Source organism: Bacillus sp. FSL K6-0042 (assembly GCF_038006685.1).
Classification (GTDB): domain Bacteria; phylum Bacillota; class Bacilli; order Bacillales; family Bacillaceae_G; genus Bacillus_A; species Bacillus_A pseudomycoides.
Genome location: NZ_JBBOVS010000001.1, coordinates 1,450,344 through 1,469,701 on the forward strand (window position 1 = coordinate 1,450,344; position 19,358 = coordinate 1,469,701).

Below are 19,358 nucleotides of genomic sequence, written 5' to 3' on the forward strand. Positions count from 1 at the left end.
AATTAGTCTACTTTCCCTGTTAAATAATAAATCGCAATTTGCGTACGATGTTCAAGACCCGTTTTCCCTAAAATAGACGTAATATAATTCGCAATTGTTCCTTCCGATATAAAAAGCTGTTTTGAAATTTCTTTATTAGAGAAACCTTTTGCAATTAATGCGATAATGCTAAGTTCCCTTTCTGTGAAAAGATTCTTATCTATTTTTGATTCCTCTTCTTTATTTTCCAGTAAGTTACACTTAATTTTATCAAGTACTACGTCTTGCATAACAGTTTGCCCGTTATATACCCCCTTTATCGCATCACGAATGCGCTCCGGATCGTTATTTTTTAGCAAATAGCCTTTCGCTCCGTTCTTTACTGCCTCCAAAATATACTCATCATCATCAAATGTCGTTAAAATAAGCGGCTTTGTTTTTGTCTCCTCACAAATTAATTTTGTGGCTTCCACACCATTCATATTTGGCATACGAACATCTAAAAGCGCAATATCCACATCATGTTTTTTGCAATAATCTAGAGCCTCTTGCCCATCATTTACTGTTTCTAGCACTTCGAATTCTTCGTATGTACTTAAAATAATCTTCATACCTTCTCTAATAAAAGAATTATCATCGGCTATCAATACTTTTATTTTCATGTTTGTTAGTATAGGAGTTCCTCTACTAACATTCACATCCTTTCTCCCATGTAACATTTCCCTATTGCTCATTATATACTTCCCTAAACCATTTGTTCACACTTTTTTGAAGTAGTCTCTTCCCCTAAAATATATTATTCTTTTTATGATATATGTGTAGGGTTACTTATCATTTCTTACGTCTATATAATAGAATGCGTCAAAAAGGAGGGAGAGAACAATTGAAGAAAGACAATTAATTGAAAAAGCACAGCAAGGAAATGAACATGCTTTTCGCATCCTTGTAGAAACATACCGTCATTATATTTTCCAAGTTATTTTTGCTATTTTAAGACATGAGGAGGATGCCCAAGATGTCACACAAGAAGTATTCGTAAAGATTCACGCTTCTCTCCCTAACTATCAATTCCGCGGATTAAAAACGTGGATAACGCGGATTGCTACAAATCATGCCATTGATTATAAGAGAAAGAAAGCAAGGGAAAAAGTAGAGCTCTCCTTATCAAAAGAAACTCAGGAAGATATAAAATCCTCTCATAATATTGAGGCATTGTTACTGACGAAAGAGCAAAAATTGCTGATTACTCAAAAACTAAGAGAACTTCCAGAGAATTATCGTGATGTCGTTCTCGCACATTACTTAGAAGAAAAAAGTTATCAAGAAATTGCTACTCAACAAAACGCTGAAGTCAAAACAGTCGAAATGAAGCTTTATAGAGCAAGAAAATGGATCAAAAAACATTGGAAGGAGGAAGATTTTTCATGACGCATTTTTCAAAAGAAGCTTGGTGCAATTACACTTTAGATCTTCTATCACATAACGAACGTGAATCCATGGAACAACATCTTTATGAATGTGATCATTGTTTAGCACTTTATATGGAAATCATTGATGAACAAAATGAAAACCTTCCAATGATAAATGATGATTCATTTACAAATGAGGTTATGAAGCAAATCAACTTCGAAAAACTTAAGTTTGAAGAAAAAATGAGTAATAAGCAACCAAGACAAATGAAAAGTACGCTCATTCACTACATAATTGCAACTGCAGCTACTTTAATTTTTATGGCAAGCGGTTTATTCCATTATATTTTCACAGTAACTTCTAGTTTTGAACAATCTTCCAAACAAAGTGGGATTTCGATTTCAAAACAAATTTTAAACAAAGCTATACACACTTCAAAAACGAACGGAGGTTCAAAACATGAATAAAAACCCATTTTTAGCGCTAGTTCTAGGGTTAATTCCTGGGCTTGGACATTTATATTTAAAGCGAATTGGTCGTTTTATTATATATGGTGGTAGTTCATTATTATTATTTCTCGCTGCGGTAGGCTTTACTATTAACTTCGGAAATCACGGGATTGTTTTCCTTATCCTATTTTTATTAGCACTTGTATGGGGAATAAATATACTAGACTTAATTATTTCTATAGTGAATCAGTCATGGAAAAAAGAGAAAGACCTAACGCAAGAAGCAGCACGTGAAAGTGAACGATTTTATATCATTCTCTTATCCATCATCCCTGGACTTGGGCATTTCCAATTAGGACTTATGCAGCGTGGACTTACATTTTTAGTCGCTTTTACAGGACTAGGTAGCATGATTATATTCGTTACACTATTAACATCTCGTGAAAGTTTTCTTATCTTTCTCGCTACGTTACCTGTTCTATGGATTTATAATTTCTTCGATGTCGTCCAGCAGCTGCAGAAAAAAGAATGTGGGGAAATATTAGTCGATCGTACTATTTTCGAAGATTTTGAGGAGCACCGAGAACAAGGAAGGAAAAGTAAAACATACGCTTCTATTTTAGCGATGTTCCCTGGAGCGGGTCATATGTATTTAGGCTTACAGCGCCGTGGTCTTCAGCTAATGGCAGCCTTTCTACTTGCCATTTATATGCTTGATTTATTAAGACTTTCCGCCTTCTTATTTTTAGTACCTATCATTTGGTTTTATAGCTTTTTCGATACATTACAGCAAACATCCAAATACGGAAAAGAAGACTTACAAGACACACCTATTATCGATTATTTTATTAATCATCAAAAATGGCTTGGCATCGGACTCATCGGGTTAGGATGCTATTATTTACTAGATCAAACACTCCTCCCTATTTTTGACGATTATTTCGCTACTATATTTAAGATTCATATTAGCGAATTATATTATCGCTATTTCCAAACATCTATCGTTGCCCTCCTTTTAATTGGTGGTGGCTTTAAATTATTACTAGGAAATAAAGAAGAAAAAGGCGGTGCTAAAGAATGAGAACATGGCGTGTAGGAACGATATCTATGGGGATTTCAATTATCGCATTAGGTTGTTTCTTATTATTTTCAACTATAAAAGGTATACAAGTATTTGATAACTTTACAGCCTGGTGGCCTATTCTTTTCATTGTGCTCGGTATTGAAATTTTACTATATATTACATTCTCTAAAAAAGATCAGCCTATTATTAAATATGATATATTTAGTATTTTCTTTATTGGTGTATTAGGAACAGTTGGAATTGCATTCTATTTCTTATTATCCACTGGATTGCTAGAGGAGATTCGTTATTCCATTGGAACAACTGAACAAACAAATAACATCCCAGAAGTGCAACATGACATCCCTGATTCTATTAAAAAGATTGTAGTTGATACGAGTAATACTCCTCTTACAATAGAAGGTAGTAACATTAATAAAGTACATTTATTAGGAACATATGAAATGACTATGAAAGCAAATGAAAAAAGCAAACTAAAGCAGGACGATTTCATTGCCATTCACACAGTTGGTGAAACAATGTATGTAACATTAAAACCTTTACCTGTTCACCATAAATTCTTTGCTTCGCAGTCAAGAATGACAGCAACACTCGTTCTCCCTCAAAATAAAAATGTGGAAATTCGCGGTTCTGAAAGAGAACTCTCTCTTTACCCAGGCCAATTACAAAGCAATTGGTCTGTACAAGAAAGATCAAACGTGTCTGTTCATCTTGTAAAAGATAGCGACATAACACTATCAGCAGTAACAAATCAAAAAGATTCTCATGGGAATACACCTTGGGAACATGTAGAAGAATTAACGAAAAAGGTGAATAATTCTTCAGAAGAAAATCCAGATTCAAATCAGCAAGAACAATGGTATAAAAACACACTAAAGCTCGGAAACGGGACACATCAGCTAAACATTCAAAAAGCTTATAATATAAACATAAGCCTTCTTGAAGAATGAAGCGCTAGCATATAATTGAGGAAGGAAACTTCTTCGGATACTAAAAAACCTTCCACATGCATTTCATATCATGAGGAAGGTTTTTTTCTATATAAGTGCTTTAATCCCTTCCAAAACTACCCCAATCATAAACCCGCAAACAGCACCATTAACACGAATCCATTGCAAATCTTTGCCGACGTTATTTTCAATCATTTCAATCAATGTTTGATCGTCTAACTTATCAAGGTTTTCTTGTACAAGCTTTCCAATCTTGGAATGATTGTTCTCAACAAGATTTACAATTTGCTTTTGCAACCAGCCTTCTATTTTTTGAACTGTTACTGGATCTTCTTTCACTTTGTTCATTTGCTTCGTTAAAAATGGAAGAAGATATTGATCTGCAAACTCTTCTTTTTTAATAAAAGCGCCTGCTCTTACCTGCGCTTGTCCTAACAATTCTTTTATCTTGTCAGCCGCATTCCAATTTGCGATCCAACTTTCTTTCCAATTCTCTAATTCCTGTAATACCGCTTCATTTTCCTTCACATTAATAAGTTCTTGACGAACTTTCATTAATATAAGTTGTCTTGTGGTATTATCAGGATTTTGTAAACTACTAATATTACTAATCACAAACTTCTGCAATATGCTTCCTATTTTTTCTTCATCTACAATATTCATGAAAGATTTTAGAGTAAACTGCAAGAATCCATCCACTTTTATATTTTCCATCGCTTTCATGCCTAAACTTCCAAGTTGATAACGAGCTTCATCTTGAGCCGTCCACTCTTTCGCTTTAACTAACATGTAATCAAGTGTTTTTTCATCATATTCTTGTACAACCAATTGATCAATAAGGACTTGCAGTATATTTCCTGTATTAATCGTATGTAAATATGTTTTTAATTCTTTTTCAATTACAATAGCTAACTTTTCGGTATCAATTTGAAGAATCGCTTTTTCAGCAATTGTAACAATCCCTTTTTTCACAGCATCAGATTGCAGCTCTCTTTCTGCAATCTGTAACACCATTTGTGCTAACTTCATTTCCTTCACTTTATTTGTTATGCTTTCTTTTGTCAGCCAATCATTCTCCAGTGTGGAAACGAGACCTTTCGTAATCCGTTTACGATTTTTTGGAAGTAGGGCTGTATGCGGAATTGGAATTCCCATTGGATGACGGAATAGTGCCGTGACTGCAAACCAATCAGCAAGCCCCCCTACTAATCCTGCTTCAAATCCACCTTGTACAATTGTTCCTATCATCGATCCCTGAAATGGAATAGTCGCCGCAAACCCTACTCCCATTACCCCAAGTGAAATACCCGCTAAATATTTTGACTGTAGTGACATTGTATATACACATCCTCTTATTTATGTAAAATGAAGCTTTCTATTGCATAACGAATTTATTAAGCTTATATCGTCAAGTCCTTACTTTCAAAAAAAGCCTATATCTATACTATAATGAACCACGTTAAAAATAACAAAAAAATTCGAATAAAAAAACACGGGGGTTAAACTACCCTCGTGTTAAATTACTTCTAGTTCTCTGGCGCTAAATTCAAGCCTTTTTGATAATATTGATTCCTCACTTCTTCAGGAACCATACTTCCGCCAGTCCCCCAAATAATATGTGTACCCTTCCTCACTTTTTCTGTTAAATTATGCTTCAATAAATAATCGGTTCCCTCTTTACATAATTTCATTGGTCCTATCATCCCTGCTAGTGCAGAAGGTTCTAAATGGAGCCCCTCTGTATCGACTAATTTCTTAAGTAACTTATACAACTGTTCATCGCTAACTGTATAACTACCACTTAAAAAAGGTTCCATAGTTTTACCCACAAATCCAGATGGTCTTCCTACAGCAAGTCCGTCCGCGTCTGTGACATTATCAATGCCAATATCTTGTACAGAAATTTTATCATGAAGTCCAGTCATTAAACCAAGTAGCATACATGGAGAGTGGGTAGGTTCTGCAAAGAAACAATGGGCATTGTCTTTATACAATAACTTTAAGCCAAATGCTACTCCTCCAGGTCCACCACCTACTCCGCACGGAAGGTAAACAAATAAAGGATGTTCATCATTTACTGTTATCTCTAACTCTTCTAATTGTTTTTGCAATCGAGATGCAGCTACCGCATATCCTAAAAACAAATCATGGGAGTTTTCATCATCAACAAAATAGCAACTAGGGTCTGCATTTGCTTGCAGTCGCCCTTCTTCTACCGCTTTACTATAATCAGCTTCATATTCAATCACTGTCACATTTTTACTTCTTAACAAATCTTTTTTCCACTCTTTTGCATCGGCTGACATATGAACAGTCACATTAAAACCTAACTTAGCACTCATAATACCTATACTAAGACCTAAATTTCCAGTCGAGCCTACTGCAATTGAATATTGCGAGAAGAAACTTCGAAACTTATCACTATCTAAAATCGAATAATCATCTTGTATCGTTAACATTTGATGTTGAAAAGCTAATTCCTCTGCATGTTTGAGAATTTCATAAATTCCCCCTCTTGCTTTAATAGATCCTGATATAGGAAGATGACTATCACACTTTAACAATAATTCACCTAATATAGGTTGTTGATAATCCTGTTCTAAGGATTGTTTCATGAAAGGAACTCTCACTAAAGGTGATTCTATGATACCGTTCATTCCTTTTGTTTCTGGAAAAACCTTAGCAATATATGGAGCAAAACGTTTCAGCCTTTCCTCTGCATCCCTTACATCTTCTTGAGTGAGGGGGGATTTTTTAATTCCCGTTTGAAATTTTTCGATATTGGGATTAATCCAAAATACTTCTTCCATCGAAATGAGCCTGCTTAGTAAAGGATATTGGTCTTTCCATTTTTGTATATCTTTGCTTTCAATCTCCTTCATTTATCTAATCCTCCTAATTTTCTTATAGCAATTTGCACAATAAAATTACATTAAATTAATTTTAATACAGTTTAACATATAATTATCTTTACGTTAATTTTTATTTACTTTGTTTAAATTAAATTTAACACTTTATTAAAGAGAATCCATTATAGGCAAACAACTTTAGTCAAAATGCAGATGGAAGCTTGTAAGAGCATTAAGTGGCGGGTAGTTCACTGTAGATACATGTACAATCGATCGTATTTATTAAACAAGAAGTAAAAGGGTAATACATATTGTACATCGCTAATATATATTATCCTTTATTTTTTATGACTTTTTACGATTTAGATCTTGATAATAACTTCATTTCAAATCAACAAGAGGAATATCCCCCTCTTACTTCTCAATTAATTCTTTAAATTTCTTTTCCAACTGATCCGGAGGTAATACTCCACGCGCTTGATCTACAATAATCCCATCTTTATCAACAAAAAACGTTGTTGGCAGTGAAACAATTTTATAATCAAGTCCAGCCACCCCATCCATATCTAATAAAACTGGGAACTTAAATCCGAAACGATCTGCAAACGCCTTTGCTTCTTGTACTGGATCCCCAATTGTTGCATTTACCGCAAAAATTTCAACGTCTTCTTTATACTTATCATAAAGACGAACTAAATCTGGCGCTTCCATTTCACATGGTCCACACCATGACACCCAGAAGTTGATAACATACGGTTTTCCTTTTGCATCATTTAATGAATAAAGCTTTCCATCTAATCCTTTTAGTGTGATTTTCGGCGCCTTAAATCCTACTTGAGGTAATACTTCTTTCTCTTGCAGTGCTGCTTGTTTTGCTTTCCGTTCTTTTTCTTCTTGCTTGGAATTATAAAAGTTAACTCCAGCCCAAATAAGTGCTCCAGCTAGTATAATTACAATTAATTTTTTCACTATTTCCCCTCCTATTATCGAGTTCACTTTTTATTTAACTTCGGTATATCACACACCTTCCCTTTATTCATTCATGCTTTTTACTTTTCATCTTTTGTTGCAGAAGGAAAGACACTCTCCTGTAGCGAAATTTTATCAATAATAAAAATCTATTAGGTGGTGCTTCATTATGAAGTTAGCTGTAATTGGCGGAGGTTATCTCGAACAGACAGATCATTTCCATATAAATCAACGACTTATAGAACTAACTGGGAAACAATCTCCAAGAGTATTGTTTATCCCAACAGCAAGCAATGATGATGAAGGTTATATAAAAGAATTTAGAGAAACATTTGAAAAGCAGTTAGGGTGTGATGTTCACATTCTATGTTGCATAAAGGAAAGCTATAGCGAAGATACAATAAGTGAAATGATTCATTTTGCTGATTTCATCTATCTAGGCGGAGGAAATTATATCAATATGCTTGAAAAGTGGAGGGAAAACAAAATAGATGAAAAGTTAATAGCAGCCCTACACAATGGAACATTCATTGCAGGATATAGCTCTGGTGCTATGTGCTGGTTTACAACCGGCTTCCGTTCTAATTATAAAGGAGATGGCTATATAGAAAGCGATGGCTGGAATATGGTAAACAAACACTTCTGTCCCCATTACAATCAGCCAGATAGAGCAACTGCTTTCCATTTATTCTTACAAAATCATGCATGTGATATAGATGGAATTGCTTTAGAGGATAATTGTGCTTTATATATAACAGAAAATTCCTTTGAGATTATCGGAGATCCAGAGAAAGCTTGGGAATTCTATATGAATGATGGAAAACTCATAAGACACCATTTTGATGTAACTTTGAAAAGTTATTTATGAGTTCTTTGTACTCATACAAAATAAAAATGTCCCTAAGCTTTCAAGCTTAGGGACATTTTTATTTACTTTCAATCTAACTAACAAGTCGCGTAATCCGTTTCTTCTGCCATGAAAGTTTATAATACCCATATTGTAAAAGTAAACTCACAATAAATGCTGCTGGATATCCAATCCATATACCCTTTATACCAAGACTTGTATGATACGAAAGGTAATAGGCAACAGGAACTTCTACAAGCCAAATTGATACAACACTGATAATAGTCGGCCATAGTACGGTTCCACTTGCCCGCATTGTCGCACCAATAATTTGTGCATGACCGAAAATTAAATAACTCCATAATGTAATCATCACTAAACTATGAGCAATTTCGATTGTATTTGGACTTGTTAAGAACAACGATAAAATTTCTCTTGAGAACAAATAAATAAGAGCAATTAATACCCCGCCGATGATATAATTCATCACAATACCTGCCCGAACAACTTTCTGTAATCGATCGAATTGATTCGCACCAATGGATTGTGCAGCAAAAATGGATACTGTAATTCCAAGACTCACTGCTGGCATTTGTACATAACTTGCCACTTGGTTCACGACTCCATAGGCTGCGGTCGCATCAGAACCGAAGCGATTTACAAATGCAATGACTGCAATCTCAGATAACGAAACTAATATCATATTAATACTTGCTGGAATACCAAGACGTAGTAATAACTTTAATAATTCCCAATCCATCCGAAGATATTTTCGTACTGCCCCATCCAATTGCAATGGATGATTTTTCTTCTTTAAATAAATAAGCATTACAACAAACGTTATAATCGTTGATATAACAGAAGCATAAGCTGCTCCATAAACATCAAGTTCCGGCAATCCTAACCAACCAAAAATAAGAACAGGCAACAATATCATGTTCAATACTGTACTAACAATTAAAAAGTAAAATGGCGTTTTAGAATCTCCTGTACCTCGCATAAATGTTGTATATGCAAAATATAAGAATAAGACCGGCATTGAAATAAATAAGATACGTGCATAGTGAACACTCATATCAATAATGTTTTCTGGTGTCCCCATAAGGCGCAGAATGTCCATTGCAAATATGCTTCCAACTACCGCTAAAATAGCTCCAATAATAAATGTAAATGTGAGCGTTGTACCGACAACCGCTTTTATCCGATCTTCATTTCGAGCACCAAATGCCTGCCCGATTAAAATTGAACTACCAGAGCCAATTCCAATTACAAATGAAACAAGTAAAAAGAACAATGGAAAAAATGCAGAAATGGCAGCTAAATCATTCACACCGAGCCATCGTCCTACCACTACCATCCCAAACAATTGTCCAACTGATTGTAATACATTACTTAAAAGTAAAGGAACTAAGAACATGGACATTGATTTCCATATCGGTTTCCCTTCCTTCTCCTGATTCTGTGATTCTACACCTTCTTCGGTGTTATCTGTAGGTAATTTCAAATTTCATTTCTCCTTTCTTTTGTCTTTTTCTTATAACTTAACCCAATATTTACTTCCATCAGCTGTTCGATCTAGAAAACCATATTCAATTAAATATCTTCTCAAAGTTACAAAATCCGGATACACACTTTCTAAAATTTGATTCACTTCTTTTTCTGTATACTTCTCACTACTATCAAACTTTTTCACTAAATGTCTCAATATGATAAGTTTACGCTTTTGTTTCTTCGGAAATTTAACAAGTGGCCCATCTAATCCTTCGGTAAAATGCAATTTCAGCACTTCATCATTCTCATCTTCTGTAATATTATACCTGTCATCCACCATTGTAGCTGTGCGGTGAATCGGTAAAAATTTAGACTGCACTTTTGATTTTTCTTCCGACAATTCCATCAGCGCTAAAAACACCTTAGCCTGTTTCATCTTCTCCCGTAATGTAAATCGATGATTACGAATTGTCGATGTACTGCCTCCATCCATCTCTTTCACAATTTCTTTATCATTTAAACCCATATAAAAAAATTGCACCATTTTCTTTTGTAAATCTGTTAAACCTGTAAACTTCTTATCCAGACTTAATAAATATGCGAACATAGATGTATGTTCCTTTTCAATATGCAGCTGTGCGAATTTCTCTGCTTCATACAAAACATTATGCTCTTGATAAATAACACCTTTTATAAAAGTTTCTCCGCAAGCTAAGCAAACGTATTCTTCTGTATCCTCTTCAAATACATATCCTTTTTTCAGTTCTTCAACGGAAGCGTCCCAAAACTTCTCTGAAATATCACTCATATTAAACAATCCTCCAAAAAGTTTATTATTAACCTAAACAAATTACGATATCGTTTATCCACTTTATCATATTAGCATAAACTCAACAAACATTTCAACATTACGTTTACTTATTTTATAAACAAATTCAAAAACGTTTGTATACAATGTGAAATGAAAGGAATTTTATAATTAATAAAAAAACAAAAATCTGTGAAAAGATTTTTGTTTTTTACGCCCAATTATATCGCCTTATTTACGATTCATGTTCATGTTCATTTCCATATCATGATCAAAAGCAACAGATTACTATTTCACCACAACATCTATCAAGATCTTACTTACTTTTATAATTTCTTTTTTATTCTCTAGTTGGTTCCAATCCCCTCGAGATCTATTCGAATATTCACAACCATTCAAAGTGAAAAGCAGTTGAGTTTTTCTTCATCTCCCACTGAGTATTATCCCTCACCAATCCGACTTTTACGGACAGTTAATCCCCAGCCTCAAGAATATTTATTGCAATTTCTAAATGCAATGGAAATGATCACCGACTCCATTCTAGAGGAAATTTCCAACGAAACGTATGATTATATTATATACGATGCACAGTCTTTACCTGGAAAATGGATTGCCCACCAAAACAAATTATTATCTATTGCAACTTGGACCACTTTTGCATATTCACAAGATCCAAAAATAAATATGTCCCTGACAGGAATAGATGATATGGAACAAAAACAAGAGCGTTTGACCATGCTAAAAGCATTTTTACAATTAGAAGAAATCGCCAAACGCAAACAATTAAAAGCAGAGCAGCTAAAGAATATACCCGATAATTTTATTGTTCGTAACTATGTTCCTCAATTAGATGTACTTCGCCAAACTGACGTCTTTATTAGCCATTGTGGAATGAATAGCACCAGTGAATCACTTTATTTTGAAGTACCCTTAGTTATGCTTCCTATCATAAATGATCAACATACGATTGCTGAACGAGTGAAAGAACTTGGTGCAGGAGCTATGTTAAATATTCAACAACTATCGGCGGAGGATATCAAAGAAGCTGTTAGTGAAGTGTTAAGGAATCCTATTTATAAGAACAATACGAAAAAAATTAGTCAATCATTTCGTAACGCGGGTGGTTATTCTAGGGCTGCTAATAAGATTTTCAAATTTACTCGTTCATGAAAATCATTAAAGATCCATGTTTTCACTAACATAGATTTTTTTTCATAGCCCATAAGCATTATCTTGTAGCTCCTATTACCGGATTTACTTTTAATATAAACTCTTTTCCTTCTCTCAATAAATTTAAGTGTAACAAATCCTACAATGAAAGATAAAAAAACGAAGAATAATTGTATGTAGTCAACATCAAAGAAGTAATTAGCAGATACCGCTGGAGTTATTGTTGCAACGCTCGTCCAATCCCGTGAATCCTGCATGTAAAAGTATGTGAATATAGTTCTTGGTAACAATTGTAATACGATAAATGTAATCAGCACCGCTAGTGTAGAAATGGCGTATTTCATTCTCCTCACCTTCCTTTCATTTCAAATATTTTACCATGAAAAAAGAGCCAAGATTCTAAAATTAGAACCTGGCTCTCCATTATGAATTAAAATTATTCTTTCGGCGCAATCATTTTCTTCGGATCTACAATTTCATCAAACTGTTCTTCCGTTAATAATCCTGATTGTAATGCTGCTTCTTTTAACGTTAATCCCTCTTTATGAGCATGTTTAGCAATTTTCGCTGCATTTTCATAGCCAATATGTGGATTTAATGCTGTAACAAGCATTAAAGAACGATTTACATTTTGGTTAATCACTTCTTTATTTGCTTCGATGCCAACCGCACATTTATCATTGAACGAAACTGTTGCATCAGCTAATAAACGAGCAGATTGTAAGAAGTTATATGCAATTACTGGCTTAAATACGTTTAACTCAAAGTTACCTTGGCTCGCCGCAAATCCAATTGTTGCGTCATTTCCCATAACTTGCGCTGCAACCATTGTTAATGCTTCACTTTGCGTTGGATTTACTTTACCTGGCATAATAGAGCTTCCTGGCTCATTCGCAGGAATAATAATTTCACCCAGACCACTACGTGGACCGCTCGCAAGCCAACGTACATCATTAGCAATCTTCATTAAATCAGCTGCTAATGCTTTTAATGCACCATGTGCAAACACAACTTCATCATGACTCGTTAATGCATGAAACTTATTCGGTGCAGACACGAATTGTTTTCCTGTAAACTGACTAATTTCCTCTGCGACCATCTCACCAAATTTAGGATGAGCATTAATTCCTGTTCCAACTGCAGTACCACCAATCGCAAGTTCTTTCATATATGTATTGCTATCCGCAATCATACGCTCTGTTTTTTCAAGCATACGATGCCAACCACTAATTTCCTGTCCTAGCGTTAAAGGCGTTGCATCTTGCAGATGCGTACGACCAATTTTAATAATATTTTGAAACTCATTTACTTTTTTCTCTAATGTTACTTTTAATTTTGTAATTGCCGGTAACACTTGGTTTTCCACCGCAATCACACATGCAACGTGAAGTGCTGTCGGGAATGTATCATTTGAACTTTGAGACATGTTTACATCATCATTTGGATGAATATGTACATCAAGCCCTTTTCCCTTTAAAATTTGATTCCCCCGGTTTGCGATTACCTCATTCACATTCATATTTGATTGTGTACCGCTGCCTGTTTGCCATACAACAAGCGGAAAATGTTCATTCCATTTTCCTGCTAGGATTTCATCGACTGCTTCTACAATCGCCTGCGCTTTTTCTTCTGATAACTTCCCTAGTTTCTGGTTACTAATCGCAGCACTTTTCTTTAAAATTGCAAATGCTTGTACAATTTCAATCGGCATATACTCTGTTCCAATCGGAAAGTTTTCTTTACTGCGTTGTGTTTGCGCTGCCCATAATTTATCAGCTGGAACTTTCATTTCTCCTAATGTATCTCTTTCAATTCTGTACTCCATGTTTTCATCCCCTTGAAAATATAATAGCTACGCTTTTATTGTAACAGACTTCCCTTCAAACGATAAGGATTCTCACTCCTGTTTATTCATAATTCTATATTTAAAAAATTATGTTTCAGATGAATCGGGAGATAAAAACCAACCAGAAACACCAATCGCTTGCATCTGCCATACATTCACAAGAAATGAAATTAAAAATAATGACCCAAATCGAAATATGAATGCTCCGAATAATCCATAAAATAAAGCCTTTTTTCTATCATCTTCAGGTATATGTTTAACCATAATAGCAAGTACAAGAGCATTATCTGCAGATAAAACTCCTTCTAATGCGATAAGAATTAATATAACTCCCCCATACTCCAGCAGTAATGATTCAGTCATATTTCTCCTCCTGTTTTTGATACTATATATTTTGCTTTTTGATAAGCGAAATATACTAATCTCATTAGAAACTGAACAACCCGTAAGTTCTAATCGAACTTACGGGTTAACTTCGTACTATACGATGAAGAATTGTCATCTTCTATAGAAATTAAAAATCTCTAATACACCAATGGAAGGGATGATTTTATATTATGACACTTGTTTCCCTTTTTCAGCATCATCAACATACCAAATGAATTTCCCTGTATATCCGTATATAACTGCCAATGCTAATGATACAAAGCTCATCCACATGAATGGAATGTATGATAATGTTGCGACCCCTAATATACCAGCCATGTAAATCCCATTATCAGACCATGGAACCATACCTGAAGTTAGCGTTCCACCCACTTCTGAGTTACGAGCCAATATACGACGATCGAGCTTTAATTTATCATAGCTGTCTTGCATAATTTTTGGAGTTAAAATAAGTGATACGTACATTGCGCAGCCGAATACGTTTGCTAAGAAAGCGACGATTAATGTGGACAGTGTTACATTTCCTGCAGAGTTTAGTTTCTTCTCAAATTTTGATACGATTACTTTTAAAACACCGAGTTTTTCAAGTAACCCTCCGAAACCTAATCCAAAAATAATAACTGCTACTGATCCAAGCATACCATTGATTCCACCGCGATTTAGCAACTTATCAATGAAGTCCACACCTGATTCAATAGAAAAACCGTTATATGCTGTTCCAATTGCCTCTCCAAAGTGCATACCTTGGAACAGAGTTGCCCAAACTGCACCGAGAAGCGCTCCCATTGCAATTGTTGGCATTGATGGTTTTTTCATTGCTAATAGTCCGATGACAATAACCGCTGGTACAAGCATCCATATTTTAATATCAAATTGCTTTAATAAAGCTTCTTTTAAAAATTCCACTTTGTTTAAATCAACATTATCTCCACCATACATCCATCCGGCAACTGTAAACATAATACCGGTAATAATATATGCTGGTACATCTAGTACAAGCATCGCACGAACGTGCGCAATAACATCTACTTTTGCCATTGAAGCAGCAAGTACCGTACTATCAGAAAGCGGAGATAACTTGTCTCCAAAGTATGCCCCTGAAAGTACTGCTCCGGCAACTAATGGCAGCGGTAAACCAAGACCTTCACCGATTGCCATCATGGCAATACCAGCTGTACCAACTGTTCCCCATGATGTACCTGTTGCAATAGAAGTAATTGAACAAATAATTAAGGTTGCTAATAAGAATATACTCGGATGAATAAATTCTAATCCGTAATAGATTAATGTCGGTACAACCCCGCCAGCAATCCATGTTCCAATTAGTGCTCCTACAGCAACTAAGATGAGAACAGCTTCTAATCCGTTAGAAATTCCTTTCGTAATTGCATCTTGCAATTCTTGATAACGAAACCCTAGCCTTAATCCAAGCGCAATTACTAAAAACCATGAAATAAATAGCGCTAATTGAATCGGCAAATTAAAGATCGTTTGAAAGGAAAAGACAACAGCAAGAAACAGTAATAAAAGAATAATGATTTCTGGAATCGATGGTAATCTTACACTTTTCATTTGCTTCTCTCCTTACAAGTCGATAACATGATGTGTGTCGTCTTACGTGTATACGATATACAATGAACGAAGACAAAACGTAATTTTCACATTATTTCGATTTATTTTTTCAGTATAATATATACGACCTTTTCTATTGTAAAAGTAGATTGAGATTTTCGCAATGGAAATTATAAAAAATATTGTATTTTTATTTATAATTTACAAAAATACATATGAAAACCTTACGAAGAAAAAATCTAGAAATCGCTTACAAAATAACACTATATGTAATCCGAATCATGTTTCAATCTGAAATCAATTGTATATTCGTACTATATTATAGAATGAAAATACCCACTAAAATCTAATTTGCTCAGCAGGTTTAACATGAGCGAACCATTGTCCAATTACTTGGTTATGATGATCGATAATTTGGGATGCAGATAAGATTGTGGAGTCGTATGTACTATGTCCATCTTCTACAAGAGTAAGATTATATCCAAGACTATAAGCACGTCTACATGTTGCATCCACACAAATCTCAGTTTGAATTCCTACCATTACAATTTGTTTTATACTTCTTTCATCTAGTTCCTGCTGTAAGCTCGTTCTATGAAATGAATCAGGATGATTTTTTTCAAGAGTAATGTCTTCTGCTAATGGAGCTATAGATTTATGAATACTCCAACCTGAAGTCTCCCGTTCAAGTGGAGAACCAGCTTTTCCATTATACTTCATGTAAATAATAGGTGCTTGAGCAGTACGAGCTTTTGAAATTAACAACTGAATATTTTCTAATAATTCCTTTCCTTTATATAAAGGTTGCTTCTCTTGAAAAGAACCTGTTTGTACATCAATAATGAGTAATGCTACACAATTTCTTCTCATAAAAAATACCTCCAAAACATTTCTTTCTAATACAATTTCTAAACATGTTCACTTGAAAACTCACATTTTTAAGTGTGTCCAAAATATATGATTCGATTACTCATCATTACGAAACGAAATTAGCATTTGAAGGATAGCGTTGCATTTCATATCTGAGTTTTTAATAAGAAATAATCTCCATACTGAAGCGTCTGCAATACAACATGTAATACCATACCTGGCAACTACTATTTTATCTCCTTTTACTTCTTTATCGTTATAAATAAAACCTGTAAATGTAATTTGTTTCCCTTTAAATCCAAGAACATCTTTTCCGATTATATTCATTGTTTGAATATAGTTTTTATCATCTATTTGTATTTCCTTCTGGTTCATTATCGTTTTCTCTAACTGTTCTGATGTAGGTAGATTTTGAATTGGCTCTTCTTCCTGATCAACTAATAATTCTCTCCAATCAGAACTGATCTGTTTCGTTTGTGGTACTTTCTGCTCTACACTTTTTGCCTGTGCACTCTGATTCATTTCCCTGTTCGCTGCGAGACTACCATTAATTGTTACGTTGGAAAATAAAAACGCACTTACAATCGGAATAACAAACAGTGCATATAGAAGAACAATCTTCATTTAGTGCAGTACCACTAAATGAAATTTTAAATACAAATTTATTTAACTATGATGAAGCAAGTCAATCAGCTGGCTGGATTCAGGAGTTAAATAGCGAACACCATACACCAGAAACAGAAGAATACGGCATTAGTTCCTTTGTTTATCGCCGTAAACGTCCATTTCATCCTGTTCGACTTATGAATTGGTTAAAAAAATGGCCTTTGGATGTTGTAAGAGCGAAAGATTTTTTCTGGCTTGCATCTCGTAATCACATGATGGGGCTTCTATCTCAAGCTGGCTCTTCCATTATCATCCAAGGAGCTGGTGAATGGATTGCAGCATTACCAGAAGCTGAGCAGCAGCAAATACTTATAGAAGAGCCAGAAATACTAAAAAATTGGATGAGCAGTACGGAGATCGCATAACAGAGCTAGTCTTTATTGGAGTTAAAATGAAACAATATGATATTGAACGCTCTTTAGATACATGCTTATTAACCGATGAAGAAATGAGACAGGATTGGGATGATTTTGTTGATCCAATCCCTCCTTTTACCGTGGCATCATAATACAAAGTAGAAAAACAAGATGGTTTCCCTAAAAGGTTACCATCTTGTTTTCGTTTGTTCTTTAGAGTTACTAGGCTTATTTATTACATTAGCCCATATAACAAGTACAATTGTACTTATAACAACAAAAATCCCATAACCAATTCCCGCAGCATCACCAATTGTTTCTAATCCAAATGGTAACAGAGCCGTAGTAATTCCTATTACGTAAGAAAAAACCCCAAATATTTTTGCAAGTTTCTCTTTATCCCCCACGAAAGTCTCTTCTTGATATCCTGCAATGAGAAATAACCGCTTTTTTATATGAATTTGGTATCCCATAATAATGATTAACATGCCTACAAGAAAACTGATTATAAATCCACCGATCATCAAATCCCTCCTTTACAATATTTTACCATGATTATAACTATCACATGTCTATCTTTAATATTAAAAAATTCTGTTTTTTTAATATTACTCGTGATATATTACATATTGTATTCAATATTTCAATTAAATTTTCTTTCTGAAAGGAGAACCCAGCTATGGATTCAGGAAGGTTGAAAGGCATTATTATGGTCATTACAGGTGCTAGTTTATGGGGATTATCCGGGACCGCTGCACAACAACTGTTTCAACAAGAAAATGTTTCTACAGAATGGTTAGTTACAATTCGATTACTTATATCCGGAATTATTTTGCTCTTATTCTCCTCATTTGGCAGTAAAAAATCAGAAGTGCTTGGTATTTGGAAGCAAAAAGCCGAGGCAAACAAAATAATTCTGTTTGGATTGTTAGGTATGCTGGCTGTACAATATACCTATTTTGCTTCTATTCAGGAAGGAAATGCTGCAGTCGCAACATTGTTACAATATTTAGCACCAATATTTATAACTGTTTACCTTATCTTTAAATGGAATATTCGTCCTACTAAAATCGATTTTATTTCTATCGTACTATCTTTAATCGGGACCTTTTTCTTGCTAACGAATGGATCCATTGATAATTTAGCTGTTTCAACACCAGCTATCGTTTGGGGCATTTTATCCGGTTTATCACTAGCATTCTATAGCCTTTATTCAAAGGAATTATTAGAAAAATGGTCTTCATCTGTCATTGTTGGATGGGGGATGATTATTGGAGGAGTTGGTGTAACCGTCTTACATTTTCTCTCCACGAACGAGTTTATCTTATTATCTGGCATGAAATATTTACAGCCTAACAATCTTTTTCTCATTACATTCGTTGTTATTTTCGGCACACTCATCGCATTTTATTTATATTTAGACAGCATACGATATCTTACACCGAAAGAAACTACATTATTTGGTTGTACAGAACCACTTGCAGCTATCATTTCTTCTATTCTCATTTTGCATGTTCCGTTTCAATCATTTCAATTTTTAGGCGCTCTTTGTATTATTGTAATGGTACTTGTACTAAGCCAAAAGCCAGATGAAGGAAAACCGAAACTACGACTTGCCGTTACGAAAAAACAAAACATAAAATGAAAGGAACTGT

The 19,358-nt window shown here is 34.5% G+C and carries 18 protein-coding genes and 3 pseudogenes; 8 read left to right on the forward strand and 13 right to left on the reverse strand.

The window, feature by feature from the left end; genetic code table 11:
- Positions 1–2: 2 nt before the first annotated feature.
- Positions 3–641, reverse strand: coding sequence for a response regulator transcription factor (locus tag MHH45_RS07550; RefSeq protein ID WP_044880819.1), 639 nt, complete (start codon positions 639–641; stop codon positions 3–5).
- 325 nt (positions 642–966) lie between these two features.
- Between MHH45_RS07550 and MHH45_RS07555 the strand changes: the two genes are divergently transcribed.
- The 4 genes from MHH45_RS07555 to MHH45_RS07570 are packed head-to-tail and all read left to right on the forward strand — an operon-like array spanning position 967 to position 3,872.
- Positions 967–1,407, forward strand: coding sequence for an RNA polymerase sigma factor (locus tag MHH45_RS07555; RefSeq protein ID WP_420482319.1), 441 nt, complete (start codon positions 967–969; stop codon positions 1,405–1,407).
- The gene (locus MHH45_RS07560; RefSeq protein WP_016114314.1) at positions 1,404–1,856 is read left to right on the forward strand and encodes a hypothetical protein; all 453 of its coding nucleotides are present in this window, start codon (positions 1,404–1,406) and stop codon (positions 1,854–1,856) included. Before MHH45_RS07555 ends, MHH45_RS07560 begins: the two co-directional genes overlap by 4 nt.
- A complete protein-coding gene (locus MHH45_RS07565) occupies positions 1,849–2,919 on the forward strand; it encodes a hypothetical protein (RefSeq protein WP_088093780.1) in 1,071 nt (356 codons plus the stop codon). The genes MHH45_RS07560 and MHH45_RS07565 overlap by 8 nt, the downstream gene beginning before the upstream one ends.
- The gene (locus MHH45_RS07570; protein WP_016114312.1) at positions 2,916–3,872 is read left to right on the forward strand and encodes a LiaF transmembrane domain-containing protein; all 957 of its coding nucleotides are present in this window, start codon (positions 2,916–2,918) and stop codon (positions 3,870–3,872) included. Before MHH45_RS07565 ends, MHH45_RS07570 begins: the two co-directional genes overlap by 4 nt.
- A gap of 87 nt (positions 3,873–3,959) precedes the next feature.
- Here MHH45_RS07570 and MHH45_RS07575 read toward each other — a convergent pair whose 3' ends face one another.
- The 3 genes from MHH45_RS07575 to MHH45_RS07585 form a co-directional block, all read right to left on the reverse strand.
- Positions 3,960–5,207 (reverse strand): DUF445 domain-containing protein, encoded by a 1,248-nt coding sequence (locus tag MHH45_RS07575; protein WP_088093781.1) that lies wholly within the window; start codon positions 5,205–5,207, stop codon positions 3,960–3,962.
- A gap of 191 nt (positions 5,208–5,398) precedes the next feature.
- Positions 5,399–6,754 carry a D-serine ammonia-lyase gene (locus MHH45_RS07580; RefSeq protein WP_016114310.1) on the reverse strand — a complete coding sequence of 452 codons (1,356 nt, stop codon included), beginning with the start codon at positions 6,752–6,754 and terminating at the stop codon, positions 5,399–5,401.
- A 381-nt stretch (positions 6,755–7,135) separates the two neighbouring features.
- Complete coding sequence (locus tag MHH45_RS07585) at positions 7,136–7,690, reverse strand: TlpA family protein disulfide reductase (protein ID WP_088093782.1); 555 nt, start codon at positions 7,688–7,690, stop codon at positions 7,136–7,138.
- 169 nt (positions 7,691–7,859) lie between these two features.
- Between MHH45_RS07585 and MHH45_RS07590 the strand changes: the two genes are divergently transcribed.
- On the forward strand, positions 7,860–8,558 hold the full coding sequence (locus tag MHH45_RS07590) for a Type 1 glutamine amidotransferase-like domain-containing protein (RefSeq protein WP_016132706.1): 699 nt from the start codon (positions 7,860–7,862) through the stop codon (positions 8,556–8,558).
- A gap of 73 nt (positions 8,559–8,631) precedes the next feature.
- Here MHH45_RS07590 and MHH45_RS07595 read toward each other — a convergent pair whose 3' ends face one another.
- Both MHH45_RS07595 and MHH45_RS07600 read right to left on the reverse strand, forming a co-directional pair.
- Entirely contained in the window at positions 8,632–10,041 is a 1,410-nt protein-coding gene (locus MHH45_RS07595) for an MATE family efflux transporter (protein WP_016114306.1), read from the reverse strand.
- A gap of 30 nt (positions 10,042–10,071) precedes the next feature.
- On the reverse strand, positions 10,072–10,836 hold the full coding sequence (locus tag MHH45_RS07600) for a DUF2087 domain-containing protein (RefSeq protein WP_016114305.1): 765 nt from the start codon (positions 10,834–10,836) through the stop codon (positions 10,072–10,074).
- Between the two features lie 411 nt (positions 10,837–11,247).
- Here MHH45_RS07600 and MHH45_RS07605 point away from each other — a divergent pair, with 411 nt between their 5' ends.
- Positions 11,248–12,006: a nucleotide disphospho-sugar-binding domain-containing protein gene (locus MHH45_RS07605; RefSeq protein WP_229165998.1), complete on the forward strand. Its 759-nt coding sequence runs from the start codon at positions 11,248–11,250 to the stop codon at positions 12,004–12,006.
- Here MHH45_RS07605 and MHH45_RS07610 read toward each other — a convergent pair.
- From MHH45_RS07610 to MHH45_RS07635, 6 genes and pseudogenes are all read right to left on the reverse strand, one after another.
- Positions 11,961–12,350 carry a hypothetical protein gene (locus MHH45_RS07610; protein ID WP_016114303.1) on the reverse strand — a complete coding sequence of 130 codons (390 nt, stop codon included), beginning with the start codon at positions 12,348–12,350 and terminating at the stop codon, positions 11,961–11,963. The two genes, MHH45_RS07605 and MHH45_RS07610, sit on opposite strands and share 46 nt — an antisense overlap.
- 92 nt (positions 12,351–12,442) lie before the next feature.
- Positions 12,443–13,831, reverse strand: a complete 1,389-nt coding sequence (gene fumC / locus MHH45_RS07615) for a class II fumarate hydratase (protein ID WP_016114302.1) — start codon at positions 13,829–13,831, stop codon at positions 12,443–12,445.
- 150 nt (positions 13,832–13,981) lie between these two features.
- Positions 13,982–14,215 (reverse strand): annotated as a pseudogene (locus MHH45_RS07620) (TerC family protein); the annotation flags it as partial.
- Positions 14,216–14,407: 192 nt separating this feature from the next.
- Positions 14,408–15,811, reverse strand: a complete 1,404-nt coding sequence (gene nhaC / locus MHH45_RS07625; RefSeq protein ID WP_016114300.1) for a Na+/H+ antiporter NhaC — start codon at positions 15,809–15,811, stop codon at positions 14,408–14,410.
- Positions 15,812–16,150: 339 nt separating this feature from the next.
- Entirely contained in the window at positions 16,151–16,681 is a 531-nt protein-coding gene (locus MHH45_RS07630) for a cysteine hydrolase family protein (protein WP_016114299.1), read from the reverse strand.
- Between the two features lie 96 nt (positions 16,682–16,777).
- Positions 16,778–17,305 (reverse strand): annotated as a pseudogene (locus tag MHH45_RS07635) (TIGR03943 family putative permease subunit); the annotation flags it as partial.
- Here MHH45_RS07635 and MHH45_RS07640 point away from each other — a divergent pair.
- Positions 17,296–17,855: pseudogene (locus tag MHH45_RS07640) on the forward strand (CobW family GTP-binding protein); the annotation flags it as partial. The pseudogenes MHH45_RS07635 and MHH45_RS07640 sit on opposite strands and share 10 nt — an antisense overlap.
- Before the next feature lie 36 nt (positions 17,856–17,891).
- Here the strand turns inward: MHH45_RS07640 and MHH45_RS07645 are convergent.
- A complete protein-coding gene (locus tag MHH45_RS07645; protein WP_016114296.1) occupies positions 17,892–18,227 on the reverse strand; it encodes a DUF3784 domain-containing protein in 336 nt (111 codons plus the stop codon).
- 155 nt (positions 18,228–18,382) lie between these two features.
- On the opposite strand from MHH45_RS07645, the gene MHH45_RS07650 reads away from it, so the two are divergent.
- Entirely contained in the window at positions 18,383–19,348 is a 966-nt protein-coding gene (locus MHH45_RS07650; protein ID WP_016114295.1) for a DMT family transporter, read from the forward strand.
- The last annotated feature ends 10 nt before the right edge of the window (positions 19,349–19,358 follow it).